This is a genomic window from Pseudoteredinibacter isoporae, assembly GCF_040372805.1.
Taxonomy (GTDB): Bacteria; Pseudomonadota; Gammaproteobacteria; order Pseudomonadales; family Cellvibrionaceae; genus Pseudoteredinibacter; species Pseudoteredinibacter isoporae_A.
The window spans coordinates 35,828-47,973 of record NZ_BAABWJ010000011.1; the positions used below are offsets into that span (position 1 = coordinate 35,828).

At 51.3% G+C, this 12,146-nt stretch carries 12 protein-coding genes; 8 read left to right on the forward strand and 4 right to left on the reverse strand.

All coding sequences use genetic code 11. The features are described 5' to 3' along the window. The first annotated feature begins 51 nt into the window (after positions 1-51). From rpsM to ABWW03_RS17785, 6 genes are all read left to right on the forward strand, one after another. Entirely contained in the window at positions 52-408 is a 357-nt protein-coding gene (gene rpsM, locus ABWW03_RS17760) for a 30S ribosomal protein S13 (RefSeq protein WP_166843510.1), read from the forward strand. A 17-nt stretch (positions 409-425) separates the two neighbouring features. Then, a complete protein-coding gene (rpsK, locus tag ABWW03_RS17765) occupies positions 426-815 on the forward strand; it encodes a 30S ribosomal protein S11 (RefSeq protein ID WP_166843511.1) in 390 nt (129 codons plus the stop codon). A gap of 15 nt (positions 816-830) precedes the next feature. Then, complete coding sequence (gene rpsD, locus ABWW03_RS17770) at positions 831-1,451, forward strand: 30S ribosomal protein S4 (protein WP_353410610.1); 621 nt, start codon at positions 831-833, stop codon at positions 1,449-1,451. Positions 1,452-1,473: 22 nt separating this feature from the next. Further along, positions 1,474-2,463, forward strand: a complete 990-nt coding sequence (locus ABWW03_RS17775) for a DNA-directed RNA polymerase subunit alpha (protein WP_166843513.1) — start codon at positions 1,474-1,476, stop codon at positions 2,461-2,463. A 108-nt stretch (positions 2,464-2,571) separates the two neighbouring features. After that, the gene (gene rplQ, locus ABWW03_RS17780) at positions 2,572-2,958 is read left to right on the forward strand and encodes a 50S ribosomal protein L17 (protein WP_166843514.1); all 387 of its coding nucleotides are present in this window, start codon (positions 2,572-2,574) and stop codon (positions 2,956-2,958) included. Positions 2,959-3,152: 194 nt separating this feature from the next. Continuing rightward, entirely contained in the window at positions 3,153-4,778 is a 1,626-nt protein-coding gene (locus ABWW03_RS17785; protein ID WP_353410613.1) for a methyl-accepting chemotaxis protein, read from the forward strand. A 61-nt stretch (positions 4,779-4,839) separates the two neighbouring features. On the opposite strand, the gene ABWW03_RS17790 is transcribed toward ABWW03_RS17785, so the two are convergent. Beyond that, positions 4,840-6,090: a DUF819 domain-containing protein gene (locus ABWW03_RS17790; RefSeq protein ID WP_353410615.1), complete on the reverse strand. Its 1,251-nt coding sequence runs from the start codon at positions 6,088-6,090 to the stop codon at positions 4,840-4,842. A 386-nt stretch (positions 6,091-6,476) separates the two neighbouring features. Here ABWW03_RS17790 and ABWW03_RS17795 point away from each other — a divergent pair, with 386 nt between their 5' ends. Both ABWW03_RS17795 and ABWW03_RS17800 read left to right on the forward strand, forming a co-directional pair. Then, entirely contained in the window at positions 6,477-7,589 is a 1,113-nt protein-coding gene (locus ABWW03_RS17795; protein ID WP_353410617.1) for an LLM class flavin-dependent oxidoreductase, read from the forward strand. A gap of 148 nt (positions 7,590-7,737) precedes the next feature. Then, positions 7,738-8,289, forward strand: coding sequence for a winged helix DNA-binding protein (locus tag ABWW03_RS17800; protein ID WP_353410619.1), 552 nt, complete (start codon positions 7,738-7,740; stop codon positions 8,287-8,289). Positions 8,290-8,359: 70 nt separating this feature from the next. On the opposite strand, the gene ABWW03_RS17805 is transcribed toward ABWW03_RS17800, so the two are convergent. From ABWW03_RS17805 to dxs, 3 genes are read right to left on the reverse strand one after another with little or no spacing between them, the layout of a single operon-like run. Further along, positions 8,360-9,280, reverse strand: a complete 921-nt coding sequence (locus tag ABWW03_RS17805; RefSeq protein ID WP_353410621.1) for an ABC transporter ATP-binding protein — start codon at positions 9,278-9,280, stop codon at positions 8,360-8,362. Further along, complete coding sequence (locus ABWW03_RS17810) at positions 9,277-10,113, reverse strand: hypothetical protein (protein WP_353410623.1); 837 nt, start codon at positions 10,111-10,113, stop codon at positions 9,277-9,279. The genes ABWW03_RS17805 and ABWW03_RS17810 overlap by 4 nt, the downstream gene beginning before the upstream one ends. 47 nt (positions 10,114-10,160) lie before the next feature. Beyond that, positions 10,161-12,113, reverse strand: a complete 1,953-nt coding sequence (gene dxs / locus ABWW03_RS17815; RefSeq protein WP_353410625.1) for a 1-deoxy-D-xylulose-5-phosphate synthase — start codon at positions 12,111-12,113, stop codon at positions 10,161-10,163. Positions 12,114-12,146 lie beyond the last annotated feature (33 nt).

The window sequence follows — 12,146 nt, forward strand, 5'->3', positions numbered from 1 at the left end:
GCTGGTAATTGCTGTCAGCGCTACAATTTATATGATATGTGGAGTATCTAGATGGCTCGTATAGCTGGTGTAAACATACCAGATAACAAACACGCCGTTATCTCTCTGACCTATGTCTATGGTGTAGGTAAGACCACCGCACAGCAGATCCTTGCTGCTACCGGTATTGCAGAAACGACTAAAATCGGCGAATTGTCTGAAACAGAAATGGACGCGATTCGCGCCGAAGTAGGTAAAATCACTGTAGAAGGTGACCTGCGTCGTGAAATTTCCATGAACATCAAACGCTTGATGGACTTGGGTTGCTACCGTGGTTTGCGTCACCGTCGCAGCTTGCCGCTTCGTGGTCAGCGCACTAAGACTAATGCTCGCACCCGTAAGGGTCCGCGTAAGCCTATTAAGAAATAAAGGTTAGGAAGATCGTTATGGCTAAGCCAAGCAAAACTACCCGTAAAAAGGTAAAAAAGACGGTCGTTGATGGCATCGCCCATATCCACGCCTCTTTTAACAACACTATCGTGACTATCACAGATCGTCAGGGCAATACCCTGAGCTGGGCTACCGCAGGTGGTTCTGGTTTCCGTGGTTCACGTAAGTCTACCCCTTTCGCTGCCCAGGTTGCTGCAGAGCGCGCTGGTGAAGCTGCAAAGGACTATGGTTTGAAGAACCTAGACGTTGAAGTAAAAGGTCCAGGACCAGGCCGTGAGTCTGCAGTTCGTGCCTTGAATAACGTTGGATATAAAATCTCCAACATTACGGACGTAACACCCATTCCTCATAATGGTTGTCGTCCTCCTAAGAAACGTCGCGTATAAGGGGGCTTAAAGAAGATGGCACGTTATATCGGACCAACTTGTAAACTGGCTCGCCGTGAAGGAACAGACTTGTTCCTGAAATCTGGCGCTCGCCCACTGGATTCAAAATGTAAAGCTGAAACCGCACCTGGTGTACACGGTGCGCGTCGTGGTCGTCTGTCTGACTACGGTGTTCAGTTGCGTGAAAAGCAAAAAGTTCGTCGCTTGTACGGCGTACTGGAAAAGCAGTTCCGCGGTTACTACAAAGAAGCTGCCCGTCGTAAGGGTGCTACTGGTGAAAACCTGCTGAAGCTGTTGGAATCTCGTTTGGATAACGTTGTATACCGCATGGGTTACGGCGCGACTCGCGCTGAATCTCGTCAGTTGGTATCTCACAAGTCCATCACCGTTAATGGTCAAGTAGTCAACATTGCTTCTTACCAGGTGAATGAAGGTGACGTTGTTGCCGTTCGCGAAAAATCCAAAAATCAACTTCGCATTCAAAACGCTATGGCAATTGCTGCTCAGCGCGCTGAAGTTGAGTGGGTTGACGTGAACTCGGACAAAAAGGAAGGCACTTTCAAGCGCGTTCCTGATCGTGCAGATTTACCTGCTGAGATCAACGAGAACCTAATTGTTGAACTTTACTCCAAGTAACGGACTAACCTAAGGTATGGCTATGCAGAGTGCTGTAAACGAATTTTTGACCCCGCGTCATATTGACGTTACCGACACCGGCCCAACTCGCGCCAAAGTGGTTTTAGAGCCTCTTGAGCGTGGCTTCGGTCATACCCTTGGCAACGCCCTGCGTCGCATTTTGTTGTCTTCAATGCCAGGTTGTGCTGTCACTGAAGTTGAAATCGACGGTGTGTTGCACGAGTACAGTGCAATTGAAGGTATCCAGGAAGACGTTATCGAAATCCTGTTGAACCTTAAAGGCGTTGCCGTGGTTATGCACGGTAAAGATCAAGCGGTTTTAACCCTGAGCAAGAAAGGCCCAGGCGTCGTAACTGCTGGTGATATTCAGGTTGATCACGAAGTTGAGATCAAAAACCCTGACCACGTCATTGCCAACATCACTGGTGATGTCGAGCTGAGCATGAAGTTAAGCGTTGCTCGCGGCCGTGGTTATCAGCCTGCTGATGCGCGTCGTAGCGATGACGAGGAAACTCGCGCTATTGGCCGTCTGCAGCTGGATGCTTCTTTCAGCCCAGTACGTCGTTTGGCTTACTCCGTAGAGAGTGCCCGTGTTGAGCAGCGTACTGATCTGGACAAGCTGGTTCTGGATCTGGAAACCAACGGTACTATCGACCCGGAAGAAGCGATTCGTCGTGCAGCTACTATTCTGCAACAGCAGTTAGCCGTATTTGTCGACCTGGAAGGCGAGAAAGAAGCTGAGCCTGAGCAGAAAGAAGAAGAGATCGATCCAGTTCTGTTGCGTCCTGTGGACGACCTGGAACTGACCGTTCGCTCCGCTAACTGCTTGAAGGCTGAGAACATCTACTACATCGGTGACCTGATTCAGCGCACTGAAGTAGAGTTGTTGAAAACGCCGAACCTGGGTAAAAAGTCGCTTACCGAAATTAAAGACATTCTGGCTTCTCGCGGTTTGTCACTGGGTATGCGCTTGGAGAATTGGCCACCAGCCAGCCTGCGTGCTGACGACTAAGCCAAATTCAACGCTTAATGTAATATCGGTTTGGCATTAGCCAAGCTAATGCCAACGTAAATAGCGCCCTCGATGCGAATCGAGGGCCCAAATGAAGGATTTAGAGTCATGCGTCATCGTCATAGTGGCCGTCAACTGAATCGCAACAGCTCACACCGTAAGGCTATGTTCAAGAACATGGTATCTTCTCTGGTTGAGCACGAGTTGATTAAAACAACCTTGCCAAAAGCTAAGGAACTGCGTCGTCATGCAGAGCCCCTGATTACTTTGGCCAAGGAAGACAGCGTAGCTAACCGTCGTTTAGCTTTCGACCGTCTGCGTAACAAAGAAGCTGTAGGTAAACTGTTCTCTGTATTAGGTCCTCGTTATCAGGACCGTCCAGGTGGTTACCTGCGCATCTTGAAGTGCGGCTTTCGCGCCGGCGACAAGGCCCCAATGGCCTATGTTGAGTTGGTAGATCGCCCGCAAGTAGAAGCGGCAGCTGAAGAAGAGTAAGCTGAAGCGTCTGCAGAAAACCGGCCATTGGCCGGTTTTTTTATGCCTGTAAAATGCCCAAACTGTGATTCCCCGACGCTTTTCATTCTCGCTTGAGCCTTCCCGCCCACATTAAATTTTTGTGACAATATTGATTATTCCGAAGTAGCGCCGAAAGCTGAGTTTAACGGTCAGCAATTAACAGGGAGGTCGCTATGAGTTTACGTATCAGCCATAGGCTCGGAATGCTCGTCGCTATGTCGATCAGTGTGTGTATTCTCATGTCGTTTCTGGCATGGTCGAAAATCCGCTCGGAAGTGTCGTTCGCGCAAAACCTCAGTAAGCAACGTCTCGAACCTGTCTGGATGTTGGAGCATCTGTCTCGCCTTTACAGTCACGATATCAGCGACACAGCCCATCAACTAAGGGCCCAGATGATCTTCTGGCAAGATGCGGAAGACGCTGTGCTTGACGCTGACAAAACTATCCACGACATCTGGCGGCGTTACGAAAATCGTCCTCAGAGTGATGCCGAAAAACAACTGTTGGTGGAATTGAAACCTGACATTGAACAATCGTTTGCCACCATTGCACAGTTGGAGCAGCTGATTGAAGACAAATCCAACTACGAATTGGGGCAGTTCGTTGACATTAAAATGTATGAGGGCCTTAAGCCTTTGTATCGCGCATTGGATCGCCTGATTGCCCAGCAAACGGCATTGGCCGAAGCAGAGCAAGCGGCAGCCGACGAGCGCCTGAATTCGACAACACAGCAAATCCTGATGCTGCTGGCGTTGTTGGCGGTGACGCAGTTGGCCTTGAGTCTGTGGTTAAGCCGAAGCATTCTGCGTCCACTGCAAAGCATTCGAGCTTCGGTGTCTGGGATTATTCAGGAGATGAATTTTTCCCGCCGGGTGTCCGTAGAATCGAATTGCGAACTGGGGCAACTGGGCAACGACGTCAACCGCATGATATCCGTGCTCGATGAGTTGCTCGGTTCTTTGCAAGCGGTCGCGATCACTTTACAGGGTTCAGCCAAGTCTCTCGTCAGTGGCGCCAAAAATGTCGATCGCCAGGTGGAATTGCAAAACCGCGAACTGAAAGAAGTGAACGCTGCGGTGGCATGTGTCTTTGAAGCTGGAGAAGGCGTTTTGAAAGCGGTCGAGTCGAGCCAAAAAGAAACCCAGGTGGCGACCGAGGCCGCTGAAGTGGGCGCTGAACGCTTACGGAAAACCATCGCCGTAATTAATCAGCTGGCAGAACATGTGCAGCGTTCCTCATCAGACATGAATACGTTGTCCAGCAGCAGCGAAGCAATTGGTGGTGTCTTGTCGGTCATCAAAGAAATTGCGGAGCAAACCAATCTGCTGGCATTGAATGCTGCGATCGAAGCGGCCCGCGCCGGGGACCAAGGTCGGGGTTTTGCGGTTGTCGCTGATGAGGTACGTCAGCTGGCGCAGCGTACAGCGAGCTCCACGAATGAAATCCAGGCGATGGTCGAAGCGATTCAGGCAAGCAGCGAGCAAGTGTCGGCATCACTCGGTGACAGTGTTGAGGCGGCATCGAGGAGCGTTGATCAGGCCCAGTCGACGGGCGAAATCATCGATGAAATTTTACAGGGTATGCGTTTGATTCGTGGCCAGAGTCAGGATATATCCCAGCACTCCCGGCAACAGATTGAGTTGTCGACTTCTCTGAGTGGGCAGGCGGAAAAACTATCTCAACTCAGTCAGCAAACGGCGGATCTTTCAGAAGGTTCATCAAAAGCGAGTGAAGCGGTTTCAGATATCGCGACAGGGTTGCGAGAACAGCTGCAGGCGTATCGACACTCGGAGAACTGAGTCAACACTGGCGTTGAGAGAAAAGCCCGCACTAAGCGGGCTTTTTGATGTCACTGAGAATCTAAACCGGTGAAGCGATTTGCATCAGCCAGGCGCAGAGCATCGCACCGTAAGTGCCGAGAGCGTAACCCAGCACAGCCAGCAGTACACCGACGGGTGCCAATGACGGGTGGAACGCGGCGGCGATAATGGGTGCCGAGGCCGCACCGCCGACATTGGCCTTACTGCCGACGGCAAGAAAGAAAAACGGCGCGCGTATCAGGCGAGCGACAGTAATCAACAGGCCAACATGAATGCTCATCCAGATGATGCCAACCAGGATCAATCCCGGTTGCTCCACAATTTTCCGGATATCCATCTTGGTGCCGATGATGACCACCAGCAGGTAAATAAACAGGCTGCCAAACTTGGAAGCGCCTGCGCCCTCCAACTTGCTGACGCGGGTGAAACTCAGCGCGAGTCCGGTAGTGGTGGAGATGATCACAACCCAGAAAAAGTGACTGGCGAGAATGCTTTCTGAGGTTGCGGGAATAGATTTAAACAGGGGAGACAAAATATCGCCCAAAAAATGACAGAGGCCCACGGTGCCGAACGCAATGGCGAAAATCGCGGTGAGGCGAGGCATGTCCAGTTCCAGCTTTTCACGGCCGTGATATTCTTCCAGCCGTTTTTTTACGTCTTCAATCGCGGAAGTATCTGCGCCCAACCAGCGATCGATCTTGGCGTTATTTGCTGCACCGTACAGCAGGCAGGCCATCCACAAATTCGCGACAACAATATCAACGGTGACCATGGCTGAATAATTGGCCGGGTTGTACTGGTACAGTTCCAGCATCGCGGCCTGGTTGGCGCCGCCACCGATCCAGCTGCCTGCTAAGGTCGCTAAACCTCGCCAAATGGCTTCAGGGCCAGCGCCGCCCACGGTTTCCGGACTGAAGAAAGACACAATTAAGATGGCCAATGGGCCGCCAATAACGATGCCAACTGTGCCGGTGAGAAACATGGCCAGCGCCTTATCACCCAGCCGCAAAATAGCTTTCAGATCAATACTCAGAGTCATCAAGACGAGACTGGCGGGCAGAAAGTAGTTCTTGGCAATGGTCCAGAGATTGGAGCCCTCTGAAGACAGGATGCCAAAGGTGTTCAGCAAAGAGGGCAGCAGGTAGCAGACCAGAACCATGGGGACGACACTGTAGAAGCGTTTCCATTTCGGACCGGCATTGTAGGCGGTGTGCATGATCAGGCCCAGCAACAGCGCCAGCAAGCCGAATGCGACGGCGTCGTTCGTAATCATTGGTCCACTTGAATCCATGGTTTTACCTCGCTTAAAACAGAACCGCTTTGTGGTGGTTTATTGTTGGCGGCCCCGTTCCGATCAGCGAATCTCATGCTTCATGCGGTGCCTATGGCATATAAACGAAGTGCCAGCCATAAACCTCCGATTGGCTGCTGATGAGGGTGGGTTTTTGTGGCTGATTGGACGTTTTATCTTCCAATGACGCCTAAACTCAGAGTTCGACATGCTCCGAAACAGAATGTATGTATGCACTCACTATCAACTTGAGGCCATCGCTGAGCGCAGCCGACATGGGTGGAGTGATTTGATGCAGGGAAAGTCACTTGATTTACTTGTAAGGTTTTAATTTAAAGGTTAAATTAACCTTAAATTGAAACAAAATAAAAATAACGAGGTAAGTCATGAGCGCAAATCACTACTTTCATCGCAATCATTTCAAGTTGGGCACCTTTTCGGCTAACTGCTCGGGTGGCCTAGCTGTCACCAAGGTGCCTGAGCGTTGGGACAACAGTTGGGACAACAACCTTCAGATGGCCAAAATGGCCGATGAAGCCGGGTTCGATTTTCTGCTGCCGATTGCTCGCTGGATCGGTTATGGCGGGGACACCAATTTCCATGGCAATGTTTTGGAGACCATTACCTGGGCGACCGCCTTGTTGGCCCACACCAAGAATATTCACGTTTTTTCCACCATTCACACATCCTGTAATCACCCGGTAGTGTTGGCCAAACAGATGGCCACGATGGATCACATTGGCGGGGGGCGAGCTGGTTTGAATGTAGTATGCGGTTGGAACCGTCCAGAGTATGAAGCCCTGGGGCAGGAGTTGCCTGACGACCACGAAACCCGTTATGCCTATGGGCAGGAATGGTTCGATATTGTGAAACGCCTGTGGCGGGAAAATGAAGCCTTTGACTATGAAGGCGAGTGGCACAAGTTGAAACAGACGTACTCTCTGCCGCACCCGGTTCAACAGAATGTGCCCATCTTTAATGCGGCGGGTTCTTCTCAGGGGCGAGAATTTGCGGTCAATAACGCGGATTTCCTGTTCACCCCAGCGATGGATCTCGACAAAACGTCGGAAGACATTCGCAACATCAAAGCCGCCGGCAATAAAGTTGGGCGTGACGTGGGTGTGCTTACGCTGTCGTTCTCGGTATGCCGCCCGACTCAAAAAGAAGCCGAGGAATATCATCGCTATTACGCTGAAGAAAACGCCGACTGGGGCGCGGTCGACAATATCACGCGCATTATGTTCGAAAATGCTGAGTCTTTCCCCAAAGACCAAATTCTTCAAATGAAGCAGGCCATGGCAACCGGTCACGGTGGCTTTCCATTGGTCGGCGACCCTGACACCGTGGCCAATGGACTCGAAGCACTGCACAACGCCGGTTTTGGCGGCAGCGTTTTGGGTTTTGTCGACTATGTAAAAGAGATGCCTTATTTCATTCAGGAAGTGCTGCCTCGCCTGGAGCGTAAGGGAATTCGTATGCCCTTACGTGTCGATGATTAAGCCCGAAAGAGGCCGCAGTTAGCCTTGTTCTCGCGGATTATGGACTAGGCGTAAAAGGTCGAATGATGTGCAAAAAAGCACAACAGCAGGTGCCTCTGTTGTGCTTTTTGGTTATTCTAGGGCCGTAGTATTTACCCTAAGGAAGCCAATGAATAATAACAACGAAATCAATCGCGCCACGAAAGAAATATTAGATAAAAAATGGCACTTGGCTACGGATGCCCATGAGGTTGCTCTGACAGAGCTGGAGTTTGCGCTCTTTCGGATCTCGGAGGCGTTTGAACGCTGGCAATCGGACTGCCTGGCCTGCTGTGTAGAAGGTAACTTCAGCGGCACCGACAATGCTCTGTTGCATATGATCCGGATGCATGATCGCCCCAAAAGTATTTCTGATCTCGCCCGTCTGCTAAATCGCGATGACCTCTCTAACCTGCAGTACAGCTTGCGCAAAATGAGCAAAGCCGGCCTTATCGAAAAAGCGAAAGGTGACAGCAAGAAAGGGGTTACCTATCAGGTGACGGAACAGGGGATGGAGGTCACCGACCGCTATGCCCGTTATCGACAGGAATTATTGTTGAGCCTCACCGGTTCTATTGCGGGCTTTGAAGGTAAGCTGAATGGTGCGACTCAAGCGCTGAACTTAATGGTGGGAATGTACGATCAAGCGGCTTGTGTTGCTGCTTCCCATAAAGGCAGTTAAGTCTCGCCCCGTCGCCTCCGGCGTGAGGTGTAAATCAATGGCAGCACCATCGTTTTACACCTCATTTATTTCATTCAGCCTTGTCTGGCTTTTGTGCAAACAACTGTTCTTCCAGGCTCAGCCCTTTCGTCAATTGTTGATACTCAATTCCTTGTTGCGAGAGTAATGCCAGCAGCTGTTGGTCAAACTTTTTTTCCTGAGCATCGTAGCGAATGCTGAGTTGGCGCGGAGTTCGGCTGCTGGCGGATTGAAAGGCCGTGAGTGTGTGCAGGCTGTCTTGTAAGTGCTGGGCTTGTTCATTGCGCAGTTCCAGTTCAATGACCGCGACGTTGCCACTGCTGTGTTCCTGACTGTGATGCTCGCGAAGTACACCTTGTTCAATGTACAAGACACGCTGACAGAGTTTTTCCAGCTCAGCGATATTGTGCGAACTGATGATAAATGTCTGATGTTGGGACTGTTGTTCGATAATGTTTCGAATCATACGGGCGTTGTTGGGGTCAACGCCAGCGGTGGGTTCATCGAGTAAGACCAGCTCCGGGTTACCAATCAAAGCCTGGGCAAAGAGTACGCGTTTGTTCATGCCATGACTGAGCGCTTGAGGTTTTTTATTCAGCGAATCGTTCAGATCCACCAAACTCAACACTCGCTCAGCTTCCTGCCGAGCGGCCGCTTTGCCAAAACCTTGCAGGCGAGCCAGAAAACTCAGCTGTTGCACTATGCTCAGCTCACGATCCAATTGTGCGTCCTGGGGCAAGCTGCCGAGCCGTCCCTGAATGTTCGGGCTGTCAATGCGCTCGCCCAGAATGTGAACGTCCCCACTGCTGGGTTGGATGTAATTGCACAGTAAGCTGAAAAACGTTGTCTTGCCTGCACCATTCGGGCCGATTAGGGCAATTGGGCTGCCTTTTTCCAAACGCAGATTGGTTGGCTTAAGGGCTTCAAATTGCCCAAAGCGTTTACTGAGGTTTTTGCATTCCAGTAAGCTCATATGTCTTGCCTCCGCCAAAACCACAAGGCCAGCAGCAATACCCAACTTGTTTGAATCAGGGGCAAGCCAATGGCGGGTAAACATTCGCTGGCCGAGCATTGGTCGAGCACTGGGCTGTGCGTTCCGGGCAGTACAGCATTCAGCAGAACAAAAGGCGCGAAGATATTGCTCAGATACGACAAGATCCAGCTTATTAATAAAAGGCCAACAAAAGCGGTGAGCAGCGAACGCAATGGGCTTGAGGAAAAAACGCTGCTCAGTAGCATCAGCGCGATATAGGGCAGGCCAAGAAAGAACAACAATAAACACATTACCATGGCGGCGCCCAGGCTGGCTTCCACTGAGCCGGATTCTCGAAACAGCGTGACGGCTAGAGTGCTAAACACTGCGATGCTTAACAGGCCTGCGAGAATGATCGCTTTGGCGGCAAAGCGGCCGAGCACAATACTGAGGCGATGGCTGCGTGCTTGCCAAAAACGTAAGCGCCTGGCGTCACGATCCTGAATCAAAATGTCGGCGCTGAGCAGCATTACCATGGGGGCGAGAAAGAGTTCCAGGAGATACCAGCAAATAGCCAGTTCATAGCTGGGCCAGTCAAAACGTTGGAGTAATTCAAGTTTGTGCAAGAGCAGTTGGCTGAGGCCACTGTCTTCACCTTCTTCAATCAGGCGTGTGCCTCCGAGGATGATGTAACGCAACACCAAACTCCAGGCCAGAATAAAACTGCCACCAAACAGCAGCCATTTCAAACTGCTGAAGCGTCGTTTTAGTTCATAGCCTGCATGCAGTAAGCAGGCGCGTAAAAAACTGGGTGGGGCATGTAGGGTGTTCAACACTCTTCCTTGTTATTGTTTTGGCCCGTTAGGATTCCGTTTGGAGTTCAGGCCAGATTGCGGGGCTTATTATCGTGTTGTTCTTTGTGATTCAATTCAGCCCAGCGCTGCTCAATGGATTGACGAATGCCTTCGGCGTCCAGCTGTTCAACTTGCAACAGTTGTTGGGGCTTGCCGTGTTCCACATAACGATCGTCAAGGCCGAGTTGCAGAATCGGAATGTTCACACCTTTGCTGTTTAGGAATTCGGTCACTGCACTGCCTGCGCCACCGGCGATGGCATTTTCTTCCACAGTCACCAGCATTTGATGCTGTTCCGCCATTTTCAACACCAGCTTTTCGTCTATTGGTTTTACCCAACGCATATCGCAAATGCTCGCGTCCAACTCACGCGCGGCTTCTTTCACCGCTTGCAGGCGGGTGCCGAAATTTAAAATGGCGATGCCGTTGTTTTTGCTGCGATTGATTTGGACACCTTTGCCAATGGCAACAGTGTCCAAATTGGATTCGATAGTAACGCCTACACCGTTCCCGCGAGGATAGCGTACTGCCGAAGGGCCATTGTGTTGGTAGGCACTGCTCAGCAGTTTTCGGCATTCATTTTCATCGGACGGTGCAGCAATCACCAAATTGGGAATGCAACGCATAAACGTCAAATCGAAACTGCCAGCGTGTGTTGGACCGTCTTCGCCGACCAATCCTGCGCGGTCGATGGCGAAGGTGACATCCAGGTTTTGCAGAGCGACATCGTGAATCAATTGATCGTAAGCGCGTTGCAAAAAGGTGGAATAAATAGCAACGACCGGTTTCTGGCCTTCGCAAGCCATGCCCGCGGCCAACGTAACGGCATGTTGTTCCGCAATGGCAACGTCATGAAAACGTTCACTGTAGTCCTGGGAAAATTTCACCATGCCTGAGCCTTCGCACATGGCCGGTGTAATACCAATTAAGCGCTCATCTTCGGCCGCTTGATCACAGAGCCAGGCACCAAACACATCCTGGTACTTAGGCGCTTTAGGTGCTGCGCTGACCGGTGTGGTATTAGGCGCTTCAATTTTATTCAGCGCGTGATAGCCCACGGGATCTTCCTCAGCCGGGCTAAAACCTTTGCCTTTTTGAGTCACAATGTGAAGCAGTTTAGGGCCTTCAATATCGCGCAAATTACGTAGGTCATGAATCAAACGTGGCAGGTCATGGCCATCAATTGGGCCGATGTAATTAAAACCCAGTTCTTCAAACAAGGTGCCCGGAGACACCATGCCTTTCATATGCTCTTCCGTGCGGCGGGCAAACTCCCATGCCTGGGGGATCGCGCTCAGAACTTTTTTGCTGCCGGCGCGCATTTGATTGTACGTTTTGCTGGCCCAGATTCTGGAGAAGTAGGTTGCCAGGCCCCCCACATTTTTACTGATCGACATATTGTTATCGTTCAGGACCACCAGCATGTCGGTTTCGGTGTGCGCCGCGTGGTTCAGTGCTTCAAAGGCCATGCCTGCGGTCATTGCGCCATCACCAATGATGGCGACCGCTTTGCGACGTTGCTCTGGATCTTCGTCGTTCTGAAGAGCTTCCTGTTCGGCACCCAGCGCCATGCCCAGGGCTGCGCTGATGGATGTGCTGGAGTGGCCCACGCCGAAGGTATCAAATTCACTCTCTTCCCGTTTTGGGAAGCCGGCCAAACCACCCAGCTGGCGAATGCTGGCCATAGCTTCCCGGCGACCCGTCAGAATTTTATGGGGGTAGGTCTGGTGGCCCACATCCCAAACCAGGCGATCTTCCGGTGTCTTGTAGATGTAGTGCAGGGCGATGGTGAGTTCCACAACGCCGAGGCCTGCACCAAAATGGCCGCCGGTTTTGCCGACGCTGTACAAAAGAAACTCACGCAATTGGCTGGCCAATTCCGGCAGTTGATCTTCATCCAACTGGCGCAATTGTTCAGGCGAGTCAATGCTATCCAATAAGGGCGTTGAAGGCCGCTCTAGGGGGATTTCTTTAAACATTCAGTACAGGGTCTCTAGGTTGCCAGGCAACCA

Excerpts from the sequence above, each read along its gene's own strand:
- ABWW03_RS17800 (WP_353410619.1), top strand. The coding sequence starts at position 7,738 with ATGAATAATAACAACGAAATCAATCGCGCCACGAAAGAAATATTAGAT.
- ABWW03_RS17790 (WP_353410615.1), bottom strand. The coding sequence starts at position 6,090 with ATGGATTCAAGTGGACCAATGATTACGAACGACGCCGTCGCATTCGGC.
- ABWW03_RS17785 (WP_353410613.1), top strand. The coding sequence starts at position 3,153 with ATGAGTTTACGTATCAGCCATAGGCTCGGAATGCTCGTCGCTATGTCG.
- ABWW03_RS17795 (WP_353410617.1), top strand. The coding sequence starts at position 6,477 with ATGAGCGCAAATCACTACTTTCATCGCAATCATTTCAAGTTGGGCACC.
- rpsM (WP_166843510.1), top strand. The coding sequence starts at position 52 with ATGGCTCGTATAGCTGGTGTAAACATACCAGATAACAAACACGCCGTT.
- ABWW03_RS17775 (WP_166843513.1), top strand. The coding sequence starts at position 1,474 with ATGCAGAGTGCTGTAAACGAATTTTTGACCCCGCGTCATATTGACGTT.
- rpsD (WP_353410610.1), top strand. The coding sequence starts at position 831 with ATGGCACGTTATATCGGACCAACTTGTAAACTGGCTCGCCGTGAAGGA.
- ABWW03_RS17805 (WP_353410621.1), bottom strand. The coding sequence starts at position 9,280 with ATGAGCTTACTGGAATGCAAAAACCTCAGTAAACGCTTTGGGCAATTT.
- rpsK (WP_166843511.1), top strand. The coding sequence starts at position 426 with ATGGCTAAGCCAAGCAAAACTACCCGTAAAAAGGTAAAAAAGACGGTC.
- rplQ (WP_166843514.1), top strand. The coding sequence starts at position 2,572 with ATGCGTCATCGTCATAGTGGCCGTCAACTGAATCGCAACAGCTCACAC.
- dxs (WP_353410625.1), bottom strand. The coding sequence starts at position 12,113 with ATGTTTAAAGAAATCCCCCTAGAGCGGCCTTCAACGCCCTTATTGGAT.